The 21,287-nt window shown below is 44.4% G+C and carries 23 protein-coding genes and 1 tRNA gene; 14 read left to right on the forward strand and 10 right to left on the reverse strand.

Translation table 11 applies throughout. The features are described 5' to 3' along the window. Positions 1-15: 15 nt before the first annotated feature. The 7 genes from BM607_RS12520 to BM607_RS12550 form a co-directional block, all read right to left on the reverse strand. Positions 16-750: an SDR family oxidoreductase gene (locus BM607_RS12520; protein ID WP_071939700.1), complete on the reverse strand. Its 735-nt coding sequence runs from the start codon at positions 748-750 to the stop codon at positions 16-18. After that, positions 743-2,488, reverse strand: coding sequence for a thiamine pyrophosphate-binding protein (locus BM607_RS12525; protein ID WP_071939699.1), 1,746 nt, complete (start codon positions 2,486-2,488; stop codon positions 743-745). The genes BM607_RS12520 and BM607_RS12525 overlap by 8 nt, the downstream gene beginning before the upstream one ends. After that, complete coding sequence (locus tag BM607_RS12530) at positions 2,488-3,360, reverse strand: N-acetylneuraminate synthase family protein (protein WP_071939698.1); 873 nt, start codon at positions 3,358-3,360, stop codon at positions 2,488-2,490. The genes BM607_RS12525 and BM607_RS12530 overlap by 1 nt, the downstream gene beginning before the upstream one ends. Before the next feature lie 78 nt (positions 3,361-3,438). Further along, complete coding sequence (locus BM607_RS12535) at positions 3,439-3,678, reverse strand: hypothetical protein (protein WP_006082449.1); 240 nt, start codon at positions 3,676-3,678, stop codon at positions 3,439-3,441. Continuing rightward, positions 3,675-5,003 carry a 6-hydroxymethylpterin diphosphokinase MptE-like protein gene (locus BM607_RS12540; protein WP_071939697.1) on the reverse strand — a complete coding sequence of 443 codons (1,329 nt, stop codon included), beginning with the start codon at positions 5,001-5,003 and terminating at the stop codon, positions 3,675-3,677. Before BM607_RS12540 ends, BM607_RS12535 begins: the two co-directional genes overlap by 4 nt. 51 nt (positions 5,004-5,054) lie before the next feature. After that, a tRNA-Arg gene (locus tag BM607_RS12545) sits at positions 5,055-5,130 on the reverse strand. 55 nt (positions 5,131-5,185) lie between these two features. Continuing rightward, on the reverse strand, positions 5,186-6,352 hold the full coding sequence (locus BM607_RS12550; protein ID WP_071939696.1) for a flagellar assembly protein FlgT: 1,167 nt from the start codon (positions 6,350-6,352) through the stop codon (positions 5,186-5,188). Between the two features lie 279 nt (positions 6,353-6,631). Here BM607_RS12550 and BM607_RS12555 point away from each other — a divergent pair, with 279 nt between their 5' ends. Further along, a complete protein-coding gene (locus BM607_RS12555; RefSeq protein ID WP_012587208.1) occupies positions 6,632-7,264 on the forward strand; it encodes a FlgO family outer membrane protein in 633 nt (210 codons plus the stop codon). Then, complete coding sequence (locus BM607_RS12560) at positions 7,261-7,710, forward strand: LPP20 family lipoprotein (protein WP_006085649.1); 450 nt, start codon at positions 7,261-7,263, stop codon at positions 7,708-7,710. The genes BM607_RS12555 and BM607_RS12560 overlap by 4 nt, the downstream gene beginning before the upstream one ends. 142 nt (positions 7,711-7,852) lie before the next feature. Here the strand turns inward: BM607_RS12560 and BM607_RS12565 are convergent, their stop codons facing one another. From BM607_RS12565 to flgA, 3 genes are all read right to left on the reverse strand, one after another. Continuing rightward, positions 7,853-8,278, reverse strand: coding sequence for a flagellar protein FlgN (locus BM607_RS12565; protein WP_071939695.1), 426 nt, complete (start codon positions 8,276-8,278; stop codon positions 7,853-7,855). Positions 8,279-8,280: 2 nt separating this feature from the next. Beyond that, positions 8,281-8,604, reverse strand: a complete 324-nt coding sequence (flgM, locus tag BM607_RS12570) for a flagellar biosynthesis anti-sigma factor FlgM (RefSeq protein ID WP_006082433.1) — start codon at positions 8,602-8,604, stop codon at positions 8,281-8,283. 75 nt (positions 8,605-8,679) lie between these two features. Next, positions 8,680-9,387: a flagellar basal body P-ring formation chaperone FlgA gene (gene flgA, locus BM607_RS12575; protein ID WP_071939694.1), complete on the reverse strand. Its 708-nt coding sequence runs from the start codon at positions 9,385-9,387 to the stop codon at positions 8,680-8,682. A 205-nt stretch (positions 9,388-9,592) separates the two neighbouring features. Here flgA and BM607_RS12580 point away from each other — a divergent pair, with 205 nt between their 5' ends. The 12 genes from BM607_RS12580 (at position 9,593) to flgK (ending at position 21,287) form a co-directional block, all read left to right on the forward strand. After that, entirely contained in the window at positions 9,593-10,513 is a 921-nt protein-coding gene (locus BM607_RS12580; protein ID WP_006082431.1) for a chemotaxis protein CheV, read from the forward strand. A 99-nt stretch (positions 10,514-10,612) separates the two neighbouring features. Beyond that, positions 10,613-11,452: a protein-glutamate O-methyltransferase CheR gene (locus tag BM607_RS12585; RefSeq protein ID WP_006082430.1), complete on the forward strand. Its 840-nt coding sequence runs from the start codon at positions 10,613-10,615 to the stop codon at positions 11,450-11,452. Positions 11,453-11,595: 143 nt separating this feature from the next. Continuing rightward, positions 11,596-12,000: a flagellar basal body rod protein FlgB gene (flgB, locus tag BM607_RS12590; protein ID WP_071939693.1), complete on the forward strand. Its 405-nt coding sequence runs from the start codon at positions 11,596-11,598 to the stop codon at positions 11,998-12,000. Positions 12,001-12,002: 2 nt separating this feature from the next. Then, positions 12,003-12,419 carry a flagellar basal body rod protein FlgC gene (flgC, locus tag BM607_RS12595; protein WP_006085646.1) on the forward strand — a complete coding sequence of 139 codons (417 nt, stop codon included), beginning with the start codon at positions 12,003-12,005 and terminating at the stop codon, positions 12,417-12,419. A 24-nt stretch (positions 12,420-12,443) separates the two neighbouring features. After that, the gene (flgD, locus tag BM607_RS12600) at positions 12,444-13,214 is read left to right on the forward strand and encodes a flagellar hook assembly protein FlgD (RefSeq protein WP_071939692.1); all 771 of its coding nucleotides are present in this window, start codon (positions 12,444-12,446) and stop codon (positions 13,212-13,214) included. A gap of 81 nt (positions 13,215-13,295) precedes the next feature. Further along, on the forward strand, positions 13,296-14,657 hold the full coding sequence (gene flgE / locus BM607_RS12605; RefSeq protein ID WP_006085644.1) for a flagellar hook protein FlgE: 1,362 nt from the start codon (positions 13,296-13,298) through the stop codon (positions 14,655-14,657). Positions 14,658-14,829: 172 nt separating this feature from the next. Continuing rightward, entirely contained in the window at positions 14,830-15,573 is a 744-nt protein-coding gene (flgF, locus tag BM607_RS12610) for a flagellar basal-body rod protein FlgF (protein WP_006085643.1), read from the forward strand. A 10-nt stretch (positions 15,574-15,583) separates the two neighbouring features. After that, entirely contained in the window at positions 15,584-16,372 is a 789-nt protein-coding gene (flgG, locus tag BM607_RS12615) for a flagellar basal-body rod protein FlgG (protein ID WP_006085642.1), read from the forward strand. An 11-nt stretch (positions 16,373-16,383) separates the two neighbouring features. Then, entirely contained in the window at positions 16,384-17,058 is a 675-nt protein-coding gene (gene flgH / locus BM607_RS12620; RefSeq protein ID WP_006082421.1) for a flagellar basal body L-ring protein FlgH, read from the forward strand. A gap of 11 nt (positions 17,059-17,069) precedes the next feature. Further along, complete coding sequence (locus BM607_RS12625; protein WP_006082420.1) at positions 17,070-18,161, forward strand: flagellar basal body P-ring protein FlgI; 1,092 nt, start codon at positions 17,070-17,072, stop codon at positions 18,159-18,161. 17 nt (positions 18,162-18,178) lie between these two features. Then, positions 18,179-19,321, forward strand: a complete 1,143-nt coding sequence (gene flgJ, locus BM607_RS12630) for a flagellar assembly peptidoglycan hydrolase FlgJ (protein WP_071939691.1) — start codon at positions 18,179-18,181, stop codon at positions 19,319-19,321. Positions 19,322-19,361: 40 nt separating this feature from the next. Continuing rightward, positions 19,362-21,287 (forward strand): flagellar hook-associated protein FlgK, encoded by a 1,926-nt coding sequence (flgK, locus tag BM607_RS12635; protein ID WP_071939689.1) that lies wholly within the window; start codon positions 19,362-19,364, stop codon positions 21,285-21,287.

Raw genomic sequence — 21,287 nt, forward strand, 5'->3', positions numbered from 1 at the left:
CTATCCTAATGTCAACTAGTTAAAGTACATGCCGCCATTAGCGTTGAGCGTTTGCCCGCAAAGATAATTGCTGTCATCGGAAGCAAGAAATAATGCGATGGCGTTTATATCGCGAGTATGGCCCAGTCGTTTGGCCGGAATTGCTGCCACTTTTTGTTTACCCAGTTCAGATGCTAACTCATTACGTGTCATTTCTGTTTCAACTAGGCCTATTGATATAGCATTACAATTTATGCCATCGGCTGAATATATTTTAGCAATAGACTTAGTTAAGTTGAGTAAACCGGCTTTTGCCGCAGCATAATGAACTTGGTTAAATCCTCCCCACTGTCCACCAATAGAACTAATGTTGATGATCTTCCCCCATGTATTTGCTTTCATTGCTGGAATACAGGCTTGCGTTAGCAGGAATGGTCCACGTAAATTGGTATTGAGCATCACTTCAAAATCGTTAGCTGTGATTTCTAAGTAAGGCTTTTCTTGCGCAATAGCACCATTATTTATAAGAATATCAATCGTACGCGAAAAATGATGTTCAATTGCGTTAACACAAGTACTTATATTGTCAGGAATAGACTGATCTAGATAAAATGCATACACATTTGGACCTAGTTCCTCTGCTAACTCAGTTGCTGCATTAGCATTATGGCAATAGGTCATTGCTACTAAATAATTATTAGCGGCAAAGCTACGCACCAATTCAGCACCTATACCACGGCTCCCACCTGTTATGAGCACTAGCTTAGTCATGGTTCTTACCCCTTGGCTTTCCTTGGGCATCAAAATATGGCCACATCTTATCTGTTGCTTGTCCACCAAGTAGCATAGGTAAAATATCGTGTTGAGGATTTATCTCTACATGGAGTAAAACAGCCCCTTTGGCTACGATGAATGCGGTGAGCGCTTGTTCTAGTTCAGCTTCTTGGGAACAATGGATCGCTTGAATACCGTAACCTTGGGCTATGAGGGCAAAATTGGGCGAATGTTTATTGCCGCATGCAGTATCTGTTTCCCAATTCATCAGCTGAAACTGGGAAACAAGTCCTAATCTATGGTTATCGACAACAAGAATTTTAATATTAAGTCCTAATTCACTGATGACGTCTAGCTCTTGGATATTCATCTGAAACGAACCATCCCCAGCAATGCAGAGAATTGTAGACTCAGGAGCGTGAATAGCTGCACCGATAGCAGTAGGGAGGTCATACCCCATAGTGCCATGTCCAGCAGATGTCAAAAGCTTGCGCTGCGGTAGTGCAAATCTGAAGTGCCTAGCTACCCAGTGTTGGTGTGCACCTACTCCAGTTGTGACTAAAGTACTTTCGGGTAAATTGTCACTGAGTTTTTTGAGTAGTTTATCTGGTGCAATACCTGGATATTCTGGATATGGCCAACTAAATTGGTCACGCCATTGCGTGATAGTGTTATTCCATTCAGAAAGTTCTGGAACTGATAATTTGTGTTGATTATTTAATAAAGTATCGAAAAACTCAGTAAGTCCAGAATGAACCGCTGCATGGTGTGCTATCCGGCTGTGGGCTAATTCACCTTCATCAATATCAACTCTGAAAATTTTTGCATTTGCTGCAAAATTCGCTTTTAGCGTACCCGTTTGGCGGACATCTAATCGAGAGCCTAAAACCAGTAATAAATCGGATTCTGCAATGGCTTTACCTGCAATTTGGCTACCAGTATGACCATGAAAGCCTAAACAGCAATTATCATCAGTGGGTAGAACTCCGATACCCAAAAGACTATGACTGACAGCCGCTGGCCAATGGATTCTCAGTTTATGTAATGCTTCTACTAATGCTGGAGTCGTCATGCCATTACCGCAAATAATGACTGGCCTTTGTGAAGTATTCATTGCTTCAATTAGGGTATCAACAAATACATCAAGTTCTGCTGTATTGGTTTTCGCTAATGCAGCTGTAATCAGCTTGATTGGCTCTGTAACTGCGGTGCGTTGCACATCCATTGGTAAATCAATGGAAACGGGGCCTTTTCTGCCTTCTAAAGCAAGAGCCCATGCTTGTGGAAGGATTTCGTATAATTCCACAATATTTTTGGGTTGAAACTGTGCTTTAGTGATCGGCTTCATTAGGGCTGGGGTATCGACCTCTTGGAATCCTGATTGACGAACAGACTTACTTCCGGTGAGATCTCCCGTACCTACTTGTCCTGTGAACACCAGCATAGGTATGCCATCAAAATAGGCATCAGCGACAGGCGTTAGCACATTCGTTACGCCAGGCCCCGATGTCACTGCAACAATACCGGGTAACTGCGTTAATTTCCCCTGAGCTAAAGCTGCGTAACCCGCTCCTTGTTCATTACGAGAAGTATAAACGGCAATACCAAATCGTTTGCATGCATCTAGGAGGGGAGCGATTGTTCCTCCTGGATAGTTATGGAGTGCATAAATACCCTGATGTGCCAAAAATTCGATAACAGCATCTGCTGCCACTGTGATGGGGGACAAACTCATTATTCTGATACTCCAAATTTCTCTCTTTGATGCCGCAATGGACGTAATCCATCAAGGGGATCCGCTCGCCATTCTCTATCTGAGGCTTCACTAGCAACAAATTGTTTTTCTGGCTTGCCATCAATCACATTGGCTAATTTTATACCTTGGATTACGGGTGCAATCTGTTGTGGCAGCCAACAATGTCCTGAAGCATATTCATCGCCTTTTTCATCTAAATCTAAATGAAACTCTATGACATCGGCTCGCCATTTGTGTACAGCTCGGTTAAGTACCGCACTAGAAACAGTATGATCAGACCAGCCAACGTTAACTTTATAGCGATTTCTAAAGCTTTCTAATACCGCAAGATTGCATTCATTCTCAGGAGTTGGGTATGCCGATACGCAATGGAGCAAGGTGATGTCTTTTGCACCATTTTCTTTTAGCGTGAGTACCGCTTGATCTATCTCTTCTAAAGTAGCCATGCCAGTTGAAAGAACGACAGGTAATCCCGTTTTTGCACAGGCTACCAGTAGATCCGTCCATAACAATTCGTAGGAGGCAATTTTATAAAAATCGACATATGGAGCCAGTTCTGCAACTGCATCTAAGTAGAATGGTGTGCATGAAAACTGAATGCCATATTCATCACAACTTTGTTTTAATTCAGGCAAAAAACTGACTGGGAGCTCCCAATCTTTGCGCTTTCGATGCGTTTCACTTTTCGCCAGAATCTCGGGAGCGAAAAGTTGCTCTATTTGGAAAAGCTGAAACTTTACGGCATCGCAACCAATGTCTGCAGCAGTTTTGATAAACTCAATACAACGCTGTAAGTCTCTATGATGGTTGCTGGAGACTTCAGCGATAAAAATAGGTGAATGTGTAGTCATAGTTACTCGCAAATGGCTCGGTATAGTCTATTAACGGCAAGTCTCTGGGAAGCTTGATGCCCTGGTACTCTTGCTTTATCAGACTAGTTCTATTAGTTCATACTCTAAATAATCGGCAAGGCTTAACCAATCGTGTTGCTCTTGTGCCTGAAGCATAGAAGGCAATATTTGCTGAAAAGTCGAATTAAGGACAAGTTCTGGGCAGTTTTTTTCTATTTTATCAAGACATAACCGTAACTCTACTGAAGCCTTTGCTTCTTGACCGAGTCTAAATAAACCTGCCGTTTGCCGCAGTGAATCTTGTAGACTTAAGCTCATAATATGAGGTCCTTATACTGAGAACCGCGAATTTTAGCGCCTGATAAACTCGCTTGGTAAAACTTTACTTCTGGATGCTTAGCGATGTAGCGTTCCAAGTGTCTGAGATATGCTCTTAAGTTTAGATCCGTCGCTATCCGCTGGCCTTTGCCATTGATCAACCAGTGTTTAGCTTCCTTCACTTTCTGAATAACCGCATTAACCCATATTTGTTCTTTTATATCGTTTTGACCAAATTTGTGATCATTCCAGAACGCATGACTCTTGTTATTGCAATAACAAAAATCACACCCTAATAGGGTAATTTCTTTTGCCTTTAATTTGATCGCTAAATCAATTGCCGGATGAATGACGCTTCCACTCGTGAACAGTCTTAGTTTGGGATATCGAGAAGTGAGCTTGTCGTATATTTGACTGCCTCCATAGGCAATAAATCTTTGGCCTAACCAAGCATTAAGTACCACTGGATCAACTCGGGGAAAATAAACAAGATTGATGTCATGAGTCGAGGCTAGCGGTAAATGGTATTCACCTATCAATCCGTCAATGCAGATCACAATATCTGGTTTTATATTATTGTGAAGTAAACCACGTAATGCAGTATCGGCCGCTATGATGAGTGGCCTATGGGAACTTGAACTAATTTGTTGCAGATAATCATAATGCTCTTCTAAAGAAGGACCCGAGCCAATCACGATAGCTTTATAGCTACTATGACTATTTATTAAGCTCGCGGCATCAGGATCGTGAGTAATATAAAGTTGGTTATCCTCGAAGCGTTTTAATATTGCAGGATCATCAGACTGATGTCGTTGATTAGAGAACTCACGATTGAGCTCCATAACTAATAAGTCTCTGAGAGTCGCATTTTCATCACTGACAAGAGTGAGATCTGGTGTAATTGCAATATTAGGAAAATTTAACTTTGCGCTTGGAAGCGCCGTTAAATTAATGTTTGGATGCTTTAACCATTCGCTTTGATCTGTGTAACTGATGAGGAGGGCAAAAACGCTGAGATTTAAAATGCAAACATCAATTGAAAGATACTGTGGATTATCGATAAGTAAACTTGGTACATCTCCCATACCGACACCGTAGACGGTTACGTGAGTTGCATCTGCAGGTAATGTGCTGATAAAAAGCTGGGCTTCGGCAAGGCGGTCATGGCGGCTGCTGAGTTGAATGCCATTGACACTGATAGTTTGATTGCGACCGTTGACAAGGTGGGCATCTAATTCATTGATAGTTTGGCTTTTGACCGCAGCTGCTACGATAGGCCAACGCTTGACGATAATATTGAGATTAGACGCAAATAGCTCGGTCATTCCGTTTCTCCGGAAGATTTCTGGGAGTTTGATATCACCAAGGTCACTATCTGGTCTCTCCACAGGGACTCGAACCCCGATCGGCCGCTTAGGAGGCGGCTGCTCTATCCTGTTGAGCTATAGAGAGACGACAGTGATTATACTGGTTTTATCTCTGATTAAAAGGCTTATGATTTAGTTGCTTAAATCTTAAGCGCTATGTCGTTTATCTGCACATTGTAGGCTGCATTTTGGTCTAAAAGTACTGCTGTTGAGCTTTCTTCACTCACTTGTTCAATTTTTACCGTGGCTCGACTTTTGGTTGCGACGGCGCGCATTTCATTGAGTCGATCGGGTAGATTTTGCTGTAATACGACTTGGAATTTATCCCCGACACGAATGCCATGTTTACGGCCGAGATTTAAAATGATCCTGTCCGCTTGGCGGCTCACGACTTGGCCGAGTAAGGGTCTGCAATTGAGAGTACTGTCCAAATCGTGGGTAGCCTGTTGCATTAACTTAGTAATATTTTTGCCATAGGATGATCGCCAGAATCTGTCCGTATTAGGGGCAATAATGGCTTGTTCTTCAAATTCCCATGGTGCCGATGTGCTGTAGCTTTTACTCCAAACTTCTTCGCCACTGATCCCATGATAAAGGCTAAGTTTGAACTGGAATTGCCTAAGTGGAGCTTCATCCCAGAATCCTAGGAAGGTTGCCTGCACTGGCTCCATTGAGATATCCATGATTTGTGGTTGGAGGATATATTGGCTGTCGGTAATTTCACTGAGCCAGCTTGGGAGTCTATAACCGCGAATATCCACTAGATCTTGTTTAATATCGAGCAGCTCTTTAGCGTGAGTGTGGCTAAAACCTGTGGAAGAGTAATCTTCTATAACACTGCCTAATTTTTCTGAGATCACTTCTTCAAAGCCTGAAAGCTGTCCGTATCTGAGCTGAGTACGATCTTTGATTTGTGCTTGAGGGATTAGAATCGCGGCCTTTAATTGTCCATTTGGACACTGCTGCGTAGGATCATCATTTAGATCGAGTCGTAGGGACACATAAATTTTGTTTCCCTGGATTCGTTCGCTAACGAGTTGGATGCTTATGGCTTGGGCGTTGCGATTTATCGCGAAGTTATTCTGTGTAAGGTTTCCGTTAGAGGTTTGTTGTTCACTGGATATTTGAATGCCTGTGCTTAATGTAGCGTAGCTAACGGCTTGATTAATCGCTTCTTCCCTTGCTTGAGCCGTATTACCATTGATAATAGTCGCTTCACCACTGGCTTCCATCCATTCGGCCCGAGAAGGCAAAGACAGCAGTGCAAGGCTCAAAATGATGAGCGAAGCTGAACGTGGTATGTGCATCAATACAATCCTTATCGCTAAGCTATTGGCGAGCTTGCTAGTCGAGCCAGTTTCCTGACACTTAACCTAATATACCGATAAAGCAAATTTCATGCCTGACTAACGAGAGTTTTCGATAAAGTTTCCATTGGCGCAGTCGATATACAGCGTATGAGCATAATATTGTCGGGCTGGAGCAATTTTGGTCCGAAGATTGCTGGCTTTTGTTACTCACAAAAATGAGACGCATAGAGTGTGAGTGATTTAATTGCCAGTACACCCACAGATGAGGTAAATCCAATGCTAAAGCGTGTAATTATTCCCTTAACATTGATTATGTTAGGTGGATGTGTGGCTAAATCGGTTACACCGCCCAAGCCGAGTTTAGTGGATGGCAATGGGTTGCCGCCAACGGCAGTGATCAACCATTTAGCACAGCGAATTGTGACAGAGCTCGTTAAGCAAAATGATGCTCTGCGCTCTGATCAGCCAATTGTCGTCGCAACCCCAGTATTAGTGGGTGACATGAATGGCACAAATGCGTTGGCGCAGCAGTTACAGCAAGGATTAATGACGTCGCTCCATAGCTTTCAGTTTAATGTGGTTGATTTAAATTTAGCAGATGGCTTGAGAGTGACGGCTAATGGGGATTTTATTTTGACGCGAGATTGGCAACAATTGTCGAAAAATCTTCCCGTTGAGCATCTTGTCGTATCGACTATGAGCCCAGTTACCAATGGTATGGCGATCAATACTCGGATTGTGAACATAAGTAACAATCGTGTGGTATCGGCCTCTCAAACTTTTGTGACTCAAAAAGAGTTGGCAAACTACATGCAGCCTTCGGAGCAAATTGTGTCACAAAATGGCATCTTATATCGTCAGGCGAGTCCAGGCATGAATGAAGTGCGTGTTTTAGGAGATGGAAAATGAAACGCTACCTTTTAGTTATTGCGGCGCTAATGCTAACTGGCTGCGCTGCTAAAGATAGATATGTGCAATGGGAAGATGTGCCGCCGCCGAGTTTTCCTAAGTTAACGGCCATAGGATATGCGCCCTTAGCGACTCAACCGGCTAAAGAACAATCACAAAGAGTGTTGATGGCCATGCAAGCATCAAAAATTGTGGCCTATCGTGAATTAGCAGAACAAGTTTATGGGCAGAAAATAACGGCAAACAGCAGTGTTAGTGATTGGATGTTGACAGATGATAATGTCAAAGCGTCGGTTTCTGGCGTGATCCGTGGAGCGCGGGTCGTTAAGAGTTATCCGGCTGGCGATCATTATGTCACTGAGTTAGAGCTGGATTTTTCACAGGTATGGGCGCTGTATCAACAACAAAGTCGTCCACAGCGAGTCAAAGAAGTCACGTATTTCTAGTCATTTCTACATGACTCTATTGAGCCGCGTACTATACGAATAGTTATGCGGCTTTTCTTTTTCTGCATAAGTATCAAAGTCTAATCTTTAATCAGAGCAGAGCTTAGAAGCTGGAAATACAGAGTGGGAATTGATGCGCCTGTTAGGCCTTTAAATCATTACCTAAACTTGAGATAGTTGAGGTCTTGCCTTTATCGTTGTACGTAAGGCTGGAGGCGTTTCTGCTGGCTTGTAAAGCTTGAGCGAAGCGATTGATACTGGCTAAATTCATCTCAATTAAACTGGCATTTTGATCGTTCAGTTCTTTGCATTCAGTTAATGCGTCTTTGACAACGGCCATTTTATGCACGAGTTCACTTTGCTGAGTGAGTTGAGACTTATCAGTGTGGTTTGCCAGAATATCGTCATTAGTCTTGAGTTCTTTCAGACATTGTGATTTTTCGTTAGCAAGAGAAAGCAGTAAATCGGCGTTTTGGTCAACCAAAGCGCCTTTTTCCTTGAGTATGATTTGCTTAAGAACAGCCAAATGGGCGTGTTGTAGATCTACCAGTTTAGCTATTTCAGTCATAGTTACTCTTTATTCAAGTCATTAAGTTCGGCTTCAAAACTTGCAATATTGGCAGCCAACTTTTCTGGGTCAATTTTATAGCGGCCTTCGGCGATAGCCTGTTTAATTTCGGCTACTTTCTTTTGATCAACTTCAGGAAGGCTCGCCATTTTAGTCTGAGCTCCTTGAAGTTGTTGTGCTTGCGCTGTAATCACCACTGAGTCGCTTCTTTGTGGTGTTGTCGATTTTGTGGCAACTTGAGCAGATTGATCGCTGCTAGTTTTAGTTGCACCTGAACGAACTTGTGTGGTCGTTGCAGTGTTGAGTTTGCTAATATCAATTGCCATTTTCGGCTCCAGCGTCGTGTGTACGGGATTTCTTAACTGGGGTATCGGCAGCTTATAAAAAAGCTTTAGATTATTTTACATTCTTACTTCAACTTCGCCAATGCCCGTGACTATAGCATCTAGTTCTTTGTTTGAACTGCTATTTTTGACTCTGATCCGATCGCCTTTATTGCCATCTTGTAGGGCTTCGCCCGCAGTTTTAAGTTCGAAGGAGTTAGAACGAACATAAATAGATACCGAGTCGTTTTTACACACGAAGCATAAGTTATTGCTCAATATAGGATTATCCTTCGAGACGCGTCGTTTGACTCGCACACCAGCTAATTTACTTGGATCATCAAATTCAGCGCCTCGTAAACTATTTTGCTCAATGTAACGGATTTCAACTTGGCTAGGGGAGATGAGTTCGCCAGGCGCTAAGGTTTCAGTTGTGACAACAACGGGGAATAAAATATCCACTCTAACCGAGATATAAATCTGCCAAGGGTAAGCGAGCTCTTGCGTATTGCAGCTGACTTTTAGGGTGTTATTACGGCTAATTTCCCTGTTACTAGCCAATTCAACCTTAATCGGCGACGAACATTGTGACGGCAGCATTCTTGCGTCAACTATTTGCGGCGAAATATCGACTTTGGCATTTGCTGGCACGGATATCTTTTCTGAAATAAGCGCTTTAGCTAATTCTGAGATGGCCGATACGGTGGGAACAATAGGCTCTGCACTCGCAAAAGCGGGCATGAAGAGGGCGAAAACACTAAAAAAACAGACTAAATTTACTTTCATAATGAAGAGACTAGCTTGTAACGCCAGAATGCACCTATACTTTTATCAAGTTCGAAGCTGACCACTGTAATAATAATTTGCATCACTGTCAGAAGATTGACTCAGTTTCGACTATGTTTATCGATAGATAAGACGTAAGCAATTAATATGCCTATACTCAAACGAGTCATAGGGCCGTACATAAACAGAACAACAAGGCAGAGTTATGTCGAGTATTCTTGATTCAGTCAACAAACGAACCCAGCTCGTTGGTCAAAACCGTTTAGAATTGCTGCTTTTTAAATTAAACGGTCGTCAACGGTTTGGGATTAACGTGTTTAAGGTGAAAGAAGTACTGCAGTGCCCGCCACTGACAACTTTGCCTAAACTTAATCCTTATGTTAAAGGTGTCGCGCATATTCGCGGTACGACTATTTCAGTTATTGATCTGAGTGCGGCAACAGGTGGTAGACCTTTAGCGAGTACTGAAAACTGTTTCATCATTATTTCTGAATATAACCGCAGTGTTCAAGGTTTCTTGGTCAGTTCTGTTGAGCGGATTATCAACATGAATTGGGAAGCGATTATGCCTCCGCCGCAAGGTGCCGGTCGTTATTCTTATCTGACGGCTGTAACTGAGATTGAAGGTGAATTGGTTGAAATTCTCGATGTAGAAAAAATCTTAGATGAGATTTCACCGGTTAAAACCGCTATCAGTGAAGAAGCAAATGAAAAGCTGACCCTCGACAGAACCCAGCATTACCATATTATGGTTATCGATGATTCTGCCGTGGCGCGTAAGCAAATTATTCGTTCACTCGAGTCATTGAACTTACAAATTGATACCGCAAAAGATGGTCGAGAAGCGTTAGATAAGCTTAAAGAAATCGCCAAAGAAATGGACAATGTTGCCGATGAAATCCCTCTCATTATCTCAGACATTGAGATGCCTGAAATGGATGGCTATACCTTGACCGCTGAGATCCGAGACGATCCTAAGCTCAAGCATATTAAAGTGGTACTGCATACGTCGTTAAGTGGTGTATTCAATCAGGCAATGGTTCAAAAAGTGGGGGCCAATGACTTTATCGCTAAGTTTAATCCCGACGAACTGGCTGCTGCTGTGAATAAACACTTAAGTTTGTAAGTGCAGTAGTTAGTACCTAGATACGCTTTACGCTATAATCTCGACTTTATAACATGATGGTTTCGCACTGATTTTGGTGCTTGCTATAGGATTTAGGATGTGAATGTGCCAAATAAATCACTCGCTGAAGCTGAATATAATCAATTTAGGTTGTTCTTAGAGCAACACAGCGGCATCGTACTGGGTGAAAATAAGCAATATCTGGTGCGCAGTCGTCTAGCTCCTCTGATGGGGAAATATAACCTGCCATCCTTATCCGATGTGGTTAAGCATTCGATGAAGCCAACGGAACGTGCACTTCGGGCTGAAGTGATCGATGCTATGACGACCAATGAAACCCTTTGGTTTCGTGATCGTTATCCATTTGAGTTATTGCATAACGTTTTGTTACCTGAGTACAGTCGTTTAGGTCGTCCACTTAAGATTTGGTCAGCCGCGTGTTCATCTGGGCAAGAACCCTATTCATTGGCGATGACGATTCTTGAGTATCAGCAGAAGAAGCCTGGTGCGCTTGCGGGTAGTGCGTCAATTCAAGCCACTGATTTATCGCCTTCCATGTTGGAACGTTGCAAAAATGCTGAGTACGATAGCTTGGCATTAGCGCGCGGTTTATCCGAGGAGCGTAAGCGTCAGTTTTTTGATGCTTTGCCTTCAGGCAATATGAAGTTAAAGGATAATGTTAAGCGTTTGGTGAACTTTAGGGCACATAATCTGCTTGAAAGTTATAGCTTACTTGGTAAGTTCGACATTATTTTTTGCCGCAATGTGCTGATTTATTTTGCGCCTGAGGCAAAGGCAAAAATTTTGCGGCAATTCGCTGCCGCTCTTAATCCAAAAGGGATTCTATTTCTCGGTGCTTCTGAATCTATTGCTGGTTTAACGGATGAGTTTGACATGGTCCGTTGTAACCCTGGGATTTATTACCAGAAAAAGACTTAAGTCTGCTGCTTTAAAGAAAATTACCGACATTTGTCGGTAATTTTTTACCCATCACTTGCTCATCCCTATTGTTATTCTCATTATTCTCCTATGTTGGCACATGAATTGCTTTATTTCCGTGAGTAACACGAGGAGGCAATTTTATGGCGATCAATTTTGATAATGCACTGGGTGTGCATCAGTACACTCTCGGTATTAGAGCGCAGCGAGCTGAAGTCATTTCGAGCAATATCGCTAACGCCGATACGCCACATTATAAAGCCCGTGATGTAGATTTTTCTGCGGCAATGCAGGCCGCCCGTGGCCAACAACAGCAGCGTAATAGTCTTGAAATGCAAGAGGCAGACAAGCATTTTGGTCTTGCTGAGTTGACTGGTCAATTTGTTAAGTTCCGCGTGCCAAATCAACCCGATACTGGTGATGGTAATACAGTTGATATCCAACAGGAACAATCGGCATTTATGCAAAATGCCCTTGAATATCAAATGTCGCTTGGTTTTTTAGACAGTAAGTTTAGTGGCATGAAGAAAGCGCTGAGAGGGGATTAATCATGAGTTTATTTAGCATATTTGATGTTGCTGGCTCAGGAATGTCGGCTCAATCGGTCAGGTTGAACACCACTGCGAGTAATATAGCTAACGCTGATTCCGTCTCGAGTAGCGTAGATAAGACCTATCGTTCCCGTCATCCTATTTTTGAAGCTGAAATGGCCAAAGCCCAAAGTCAGCAACAAGCCTCTCAAGGTGTTGCGGTAAAAGGTATTGTTGAAAGTGATAAACCACTACTAAAAGAATACTCGCCCGATCATCCAATGGCGGATGCGGACGGCTTTATTTATAAACCGAATGTTAATGTCATGGAAGAAATGGCAGATATGATTTCTGCTTCGCGCTCATATCAAATGAATGTTCAGGTCGCTGAAGCAGCTAAGTCTATGCTGCAACAAACACTTGGGATGGGTAAATAACATGTGTTACTTAGGAGGTAAGCTGTGAGCCTCATTAATCAAATTAACCAAGCATCGGCGCAGACGGCTCAAAATAAGAGTCAGTCAAATGCTGTTACGACCAATTCATCAACCAGCTCAACGGGCAATCCGTTTCTTGATGGCATACGTTTGCCAAAAGATTCGATAGTACCGGAAGCGAAAAGCCAACAGTTAACTCAAGATGATTTTTTCTCGTTATTAAGCCAACAGTTATCGATGCAGGACCCTTTTAAGCCTGTTGACAATGATCAAATGATTGCGCAGATGGCATCATTTTCGACGGTTGATGGTATCGGCAAGTTAAATGATGAAATTGTTAACTTAAACAGTGTCATGACGTCGAGCCAAGCACTGCAGGCATCGGGACTTGTTGGTCGTAAGGTTTTGATCCCAACCGATACTGGTAATATTTCCGCAGAAAGCCCAACGATGAAAGGTGTAGTCAGTACCCCTGATAAAATTCCAGAGATTACTGTGCGTATCGAAGATGAGAAGGGCCAAGTTGTCACAACCTTTAAAGTCGATGGTAGCGATGGTGGTAACGTCGATGTGAACTGGGATGGTTTAGATAAGAATGGCCAGCCAGTGGTCGCAGGTAACTATACGATTAAGGCGAGTGGTTTAGTGGATGGGAAATCCCAAGAGCTGCCCGTTTCAACCTATGCTCATGTGAGTAGCGTTTCTTTAGGGACGGCCAGTACCGGCGCCATTCTTAACTTGAGAGGCGGTATGGGGATCAAGTTAACCGACGTGTTAGCTGTGTCTGAAACTTAAGTTTATACAAAATAATTTTGTAGAATCCGAATTGGGCGTTTGTTGTCCGCAATTGAATTGAGTCAAAAGTAGAGGTGAATTATGTCGTTTAACATTGCATTGAGTGGCATTTCTGCCGCACAGAAAGATTTAAACACCACGGCGAACAACATTGCGAATGCGAATACCATTGGCTTTAAAGAATCGCGAGCTGAATTTGCGGATGTTTACGCTAATTCTATTTTTTCAAATTCCAAAACAGCTGTCGGTGGTGGTGTCGCAACGAGTCAGGTCGCCCAGCAATTCCATCAAGGCAGCTTACAGCTGACAAGTAACTCCCTTGATATGGCAATTAAAGGCGGTGGCTTCTTTGTCACTGCCTCTGAGATCGGCAGTCTTGACCATTCGTTTACTCGTGCAGGGGCATTTAAAGTCGATTCAAATAACTACATGGTTGATTCTGCTGGTAATTTTTTGCAGACGTTCCCTGTGGATAAAGATGGTAACTCGACATCGGTAAGTTTGACTACAGCTAAACCAGTGCAAATCCCTGATACTGCAGGTAGCCCAATAAAAACTGAAAATGTCAGTTTACAAATGAATCTAAATGCTAAGGAAAGTACCCTTGACCCTGCTGCATTCGATCCTCTAGACCCTAAGACATACAATAACGTTACCTCAATGACTATGTATGACTCACTCGGTGAGCCACACATCATGACAACCTATTTTGTTAAGCCTAATGATGCCTCTTATAATGGAGAGAGCAATTGGGTGGCCTATTACGCTATTGATGGTAAACAAGTCGATCTAGATGGTGCTGCAGGTACTTATCAAACGGATACTACGGGCGATGGTAATCCTGACTCAACCAGTACAGCGCAAACAACCGGCGGTTGGAAGGGCTCTGTACTCAAGTTCAATTCTGTTGGTGTCTATACCGGTAGTGATCCAGCGGTCGTTAAGACTGAGACTTTAGGTGTGGGTGGTGCAGGCGTTTTAGGTGCTGGAGCTGATGGCACTCAAGATTTAACAATCAAGTTTAATGCGCCAACTCAATATGCTGCTCCTTTTGCGGCAACAGAGTTAACACAAGACGGTACTACTGTTGGTCGTTTAACTAACGTTGAAATTGGTGCTGATGGTTTAATTACTGCAAGTTACTCGAACGGCTCAAGTGTGCCTTTAGCGCGGGTTGCCTTGGTTCGATTTGCTAATGAACAAGGTTTAACACAAGTGGGTAACACTTCGTGGAAAGCTAGCTTGAATTCTGGCCCTGCTCTTGCTGGTGAGGCAAACAGCGGTACTTTTGGTAGCATAAGTTCATCGGCGTTAGAGCAATCGAACATCGATTTGACCACTGAACTGGTCGATTTAATTTCTGCGCAGCGTAACTTCCAAGCGAACTCTCGTACCCTTGAAGTGAACAACACGCTGCAACAAACCGTATTACAAATTCGCTAATCATTACATTGTTTGACTAAGTGTTGCCGCCAGTGGCAACACTTAGCCTTTATCTAGCTGTCAATTCACTTCATTTTCCTATTCTTCAATTCTATCAGTAAATTAAACGTCAATTTTGTTGGCATGATGCTTGCTTTGCTATTGTCATGTAGAAAATTTGACGGAGCAGTCTGTGGACAAATTCCTTTATGTCGCTATGAGTGGCGCCAAGCAAAATATGAATGAGCTGGCGCTCCGTGCGAACAACCTAGCCAACGCGAATACCGACGGTTTTAAATCCGATATGGCGCAAGCTCGCTCGATGCAGGCCTTCGGTGAAGGATTGCCGACAAGGGTGTTTGCGATGACAGAATCTCCGTCAGCAAATTTTCGCTCAGGTCCAATAAAAACGACTGGACGGGATCTCGATGTTGCCATTAAAGGCGACGGCTGGTTTGCCGTGCAGGCAAAAGATGGCAGTGAAGCCTATACCCGCGCTGGCAGTTTAAGTTTTGATTCCACTGGTTTATTACACAATGACAGGGGAAATCCTGTTATGGGTGATGCCGGTCCCATAGTGTTGCCACTTCCTATCGAGAAAGTTTCAATTTCTCAGGATGGCATTATTTCTGTGCGACCTCAGGGCGCTACTGCTGAAGTGGTGGAAGAGGTCGGTCGCTTGAAACTCGTTAATCCGGGTAATGCCGAGATGATGCGCGGTGAGGACGGACTGTTCCGGCTCGTGTCTGGCAATATCGCTCCTGCCGATCCTAGCGTAGGTGTTGAAAGTGGCGCAGTGGAAGGCAGTAACGTAAACCCTGTCGATGAAATGGTGTCTTTGATTGACCTTCAGCGTCAGTTTGAATTGCAAGTCAAGATGATGAAAACCGCGGAAGAAAATGATCGCGCTTCATCTTCATTAATGCGTATTAGTTAGGAGATAGATTATGCATCCGGCGTTATGGATTAGTAAAACTGGCTTAGACGCACAGCAAACTGACATTGCGGTGATCTCGAACAACGTGGCGAACGCCAGTACTGTGGGCTACAAGAAAAGTCGCGCAGTATTTGAAGATTTGCTTTACCAAACAGTTAACCAAGCGGGCGGTGTCAGCGCTTCTAACACTAAGTTACCTAATGGATTAAACATAGGTGCGGGTACCAAAGTCGTCGCCACACAGAAAATGTTTACCCAAGGCAACATGCTCACTACGGATAACTCATTGGATCTGATGATTGAGGGCCCAGGTTTTTTTGAAATCCAGCTACCCGATGGTACTGCGGCCTATACTCGAAATGGTCAGTTTACCTTAGACGATACGGGCCAGATTGTGACGCCTGGTTCTGGCTACTTGCTGCAACCCGCGATCACGATTCCTGACAATGCGACCAGTATTACCGTTTCCGCTGAGGGTGAAGTTTCAGTGAAAACCCCAGGTACAGCAGAGAACCAAGTTGTGGGTCAGTTGACTATGACGGATTTTATTAATCCATCGGGTCTGGATCCTATGGGACAAAACTTATATACGGAAACCGGTGCGAGCGGCACACCAATTCAAGGTACCGCTTCGTTAGATGGCATGGGAGCGATTCGCCAAGGCGCCTTAGAAACCTCTAACGTTAACGTGACCGAAGAACTTGTGAACCTTATCGAAAGTCAGCGCATTTACGAGATGAACTCCAAAGTGATTTCAGCGGTAGATCAGATGCTGTCTTACGTGACTCAAAATTTATAGAGGCAAACATTATGGCTAGATATCTTGTGTTGGCCGTCGCGTTATTGCTTGCAGCTTGTAGCTCGACGCAAAAGAAACCCCTTGCGGATGATCCCTTTTATGCGCCGGTATACCCAGAGGCACCGCCGACAAAAATTGCCGCGACTGGTTCTATTTATCAAGACAGTCAAGCATCTAGCTTGTATTCGGATATACGTGCTCACAAAGTTGGCGACATTATCACTATCGTTTTGAAAGAGTCGACTCAAGCGAAGAAGAGTGCAGGCAATCAGATCAAAAAAGGTTCTGACATGAGCTTAGATCCCATTTTTGCTGGTGGTAGTAATGTATCCATTGGCGGAGTGCCAATTGATTTACGTTATAAAGATAGCATGAACACTAAACGTGAATCGGATGCGGATCAGAGTAATAGTTTAGATGGCAGCATCTCGGCAAACGTGATGCAAGTGCTGAACAACGGCAGCTTAGTGATCCGCGGCGAAAAATGGATCTCAATTAACAACGGTGACGAGTTTATTCGCGTCACAGGTCTGGTTCGCTCGCAGGACATTAAACCTGATAACACTATCGATTCAACGCGAATGGCCAATGCCCGTATTCAATACAGTGGCACTGGCACTTTCGCAGATGCTCAAAAAGTGGGCTGGTTAAGCCAGTTCTTTATGAGCGACTGGTGGCCCTTCTAAGGAGTCGTATCATGAAATATAAACTGGTGTTAGCCGTTGCCGTGCTAGTGTTTTCTCTACCTAGTCAGGCTGAACGAATTAAAGATATTGCCAATGTGCAGGGTGTACGCAGTAACCAGTTGATCGGTTATGGCTTAGTGGTTGGTTTGCCGGGAACGGGTGAAAAAACCAGTTATACCGAACAAACCTTTATGACTATGCTGAAAAATTTCGGTATTAATCTTCCTGACAACGTCAAACCAAAGATTAAAAACGTTGCTGTGGTTGCCGTACATGCGGATATGCCAGCCTTTATAAAACCGGGTCAAGATCTTGACGTCACCGTATCTAGCTTAGGCGAAGCCAAAAGTTTACGCGGCGGCACCTTATTGCAAACCTTTTTGAAAGGCGTTGACGGTAATGTGTATGCGATAGCCCAAGGCAGCTTAGTGGTGAGTGGTTTTAGTGCCGATGGTTTAGATGGTTCAAAGGTGATCCAAAATACTCCAACAGTTGGCCGTATACCTAATGGTGCGATTGTCGAGCGCAGTGTGGCGACCCCATTTTCAACTGGCGATTATTTGACGTTTAACTTACGTCGTTCTGATTTTTCGACTGCACAACGGATGGCCGATGCGATTAATGAGCTATTAGGCCCTGATATGGCGCGTCCTTTAGACGCAACATCTGTGCAGGTCAGTGCTCCGCGTGATGTATCACAACGGGTGTCTTTTTTAGCTACGCTTGAAAACCTCGATGTTATTCCCGCAGAAGAATCTGCCAAAGTGATTGTTAACTCACGTACTGGAACCATAGTGGTTGGGCAAAACGTGCGTTTACTCCCAGCGGCGATTACCCATGGCGGCATGACCGTCACGATTGCTGAGGCAACCCAGGTTTCACAGCCAAACGCCTTGGCCAATGGTCAAACAACTGTCACGAGCAATAGTACGATTACAGCGACAGAAAGTGACCGCCGTATGTTTATGTTTAATCCTGGCACTACGCTGGATGAGCTGGTTAGAGCGGTTAACTTGGTCGGTGCAGCCCCCTCAGATGTGTTAGCAATACTGGAAGCGTTAAAAGTGGCAGGAGCTTTGCATGGTGAACTTATCATCATCTAATTTCTGTCGGGAAAATCATGGAAAAGCTTTCAAGTTCATCACATTTTCTTGACCTGGGCGGCTTAGATTCACTCCGCGCCCAGGCTCAGAAGGATGAGAAGGGCGCCTTGAAAAAGGTCGCCCAACAATTTGAAGGTATTTTCGTGCAAATGCTGATGAAAAGTATGCGCGATGCCAATGCGGTTTTTCAGTCTGATAGTCCTCTCAATAGCCAATACACTAAGTTTTACGAGCAGATGCGCGATCAGCAGTTATCGGTCGATTTATCTGACAAAGGGGTATTGGGCCTTGCCGATATGATGGTGCAGCAACTCTCCCCAGAAACCAGTCATTTCACGCCAGCATCGGTATTACGCGACGATGGCGGTATGAAAATGCTCCATGATGCTAAAGCCCTTAACGTGCCAATGCAGAGTCCAGTCGCGCCAGCGGTTGAACCCACAGTTGTTAATCATGGTGTCCCCGCTGCAATTGCTCGACCAGCATTTGAGCCCGATAGAGCCATGGATGCAAACTCATCAATGGACATTGATACGCCTAATCGTTTACTGGCGATTGATACACCTAAGCCAAGCTGGAGCGAACAGTCACTTTCTGTCGTCGACCCCGTGATTAGCGGCCAAGTTTTGCCGACGGCCGCCTTTAGGGAAACCCAGAAGATAGTCCGTTTCGGTAGTCGAGAAGAGTTTTTGGCGACCTTATACCCACACGCTGAAAAAGCGGCAAAAGCATTAGGTACCCAACCAGAAGTATTGTTGGCGCAATCGGCACTTGAAACCGGCTGGGGACAAAAAATTGTTCGCAGTAATAACGGCGCGCCAAGTCATAACCTATTCAATATTAAAGCTGATCGCCGTTGGCAGGGCGATAAGGCGAACGTCAGCACCTTAGAATTCGAACACGGTGTGGCAGTGCAGCAAAAAGCCGACTTCCGTGTTTACAGTGACTTTGAGCATAGCTTCAACGATTTTGTGTCCTTCATTGCCGAAGGCGATCGTTATCAAGATGCGAAGAAAGTGGCGGCGTCCCCAACTCAGTTTATTCGAGCTTTGCAGGATGCGGGTTATGCCACAGATCCTAGATATGCTGAAAAAGTCATTAAAGTGATGCAGTCCATCAGTGAAGAGCTGAAATCAATTCTGCCAGGAGAAGACAAATGATGAACCTTACAACCCTGTTTGTTCATAGGAGTGTCAACTAATGGCCGTTGATCTGCTGAATATTGCGCGAACTGGGGTGCTTGCCTCCCAGTCGCAACTGGGTGTCACCAGTAATAACATTGCTAACGCCAATACCGCGGGTTACCACAGACAAGTGGCAACCCAGTCGACTCTAGAATCACAGCGTTTAGGCAATAGCTTTTATGGCACTGGAACTTACGTTAATGACGTTAAGCGTATCTACAATGACTATGCCGCAAGAGAGTTGCGCATTGGCCAAACAACGCTTAGTGCCGCCGAAGCCAGCTACGGTAAATTGAGTGAACTCGATCAGCTATTTTCACAAATAGGCAAAGTTGTGCCACAAAGCTTGAATGATCTGTTTTCAGGGCTAAATAGCGTAGCGGACTTACCTGCAGATTTGGGTATCCGCAGCTCGACCTTAACGAATGCGCAGCAAGTCGCGAGTAGCCTGAATCAGATGCAGTCTTATTTGAATGGTCAGCTCGATCAGACTAATGACCAGATAACCGGCATGACCAAGCGTATTAATGAGATAGGTACAGAACTTGCCAACTTAAACCTAGAGTTGATGAAGTCGCCGAATCAAGATGCGCAGCTGCTCGATAAGCAAGATGCACTCGTTCAAGAGTTGAGTCAGTACGCCCAAGTGAATGTTATCCCTCAAGAAAATGGCGCCAAGAGTATTATGCTCGGTGGCTCTGTGATGCTGGTTTCCGGTGAGATTGCCATGAGTATGGGCACTCAAGCGGGTAACCCATTTCCCAAAGAGTTACAGCTTAACTCAAGTATTGGCTCGCAAAGCGTTACTGTTGACCCAAGTAAACTGGGTGGTCAGCTAGGAGCCATGTTTGATTATCGTGACCAGACGTTAATTCCCGCAGGTCATGAGCTGGACCAATTAGCTTTGGGCGTGGCTGATAACTTCAACAAAATGCAAGCGCAAGGCATTGACCTCAATGGGCAAGTCGGCGCCAATATCTTCAAAGATATCAATGATCCTATGATGTCCTTGGGCCGTGTGGCAGGTTTTTCTGGTAATACGGGCAATGCAACGTTAGGCGTCACCGTCGATGACACCAGTTTATTAACAGGCGGTGCCTACGAGCTGTCATTTACCTCGCCTGCCACTTATGAATTGAGAGATACAGAAACGGGGACGATAACACCGCTGACGTTAACGGGCTCGACATTATCGGGTGGTTCTGGATTTTCAATTGACATAAAAGCAGGCGCTATGGCGTCGGGGGATCGCTTTGCTATTCGCCCGACAGCGGGGGCTTCAAATGGCATTGAAGTTGTTATGAAAGACCCTAAAGGTATTGCCGCCGCATCCCCAAAGATTACTGCAGATGCCGCTAACTCGGGCAATACCCAAGTTAAGTTGACTCAAATTGGTAATCGCAATGCCGCAAATTTCCCTGTGACGGGCAGTGAATTGACGATCAAACTCGACACCACAGTCGTGCCACCCACCTATGAAGCATTTGATGCCGCAGGAACATCACTTGGTGCTGCTACAACTTATACCCCACCGAGTATCAGCGCCTTTGGTTTTACCTTTGAAGTGGACAGCACAGCTGCAGCGGGTAATGACAGATTTACCTTCGATTTATCCTTCGCGGAAGGCGATAACTCCAATGCTGTCGCTATGGCTAAATTGAGCGAAAGTAAGGTGATGAATAGTGGCAAGTCGACCTTAGCGGATGTGTTCGAGAATACTAAGCTAGACATTGGCAGTAAAACGAAAGCGGCCGAAGTGCGTACTGGTTCGGCTGAGGCCGTGTATCAACAAGCTTATGCGCGAGTAGAGAGTGAGTCGGGCGTGAACTTAGATGAAGAAGCTGCAAATTTAATGCGTTTTCAGCAAGCCTATCAAGCCTCTGCGCGGATCATGACGACCGCACAGCAGATTTTTGACACCTTATTATCCTCAGTGCGTTAG

Origin of the sequence: Shewanella sp. SACH (assembly GCF_001887095.2) — a bacterium.
GTDB classification, from domain to species: domain Bacteria; phylum Pseudomonadota; class Gammaproteobacteria; order Enterobacterales; family Shewanellaceae; genus Shewanella; species Shewanella baltica.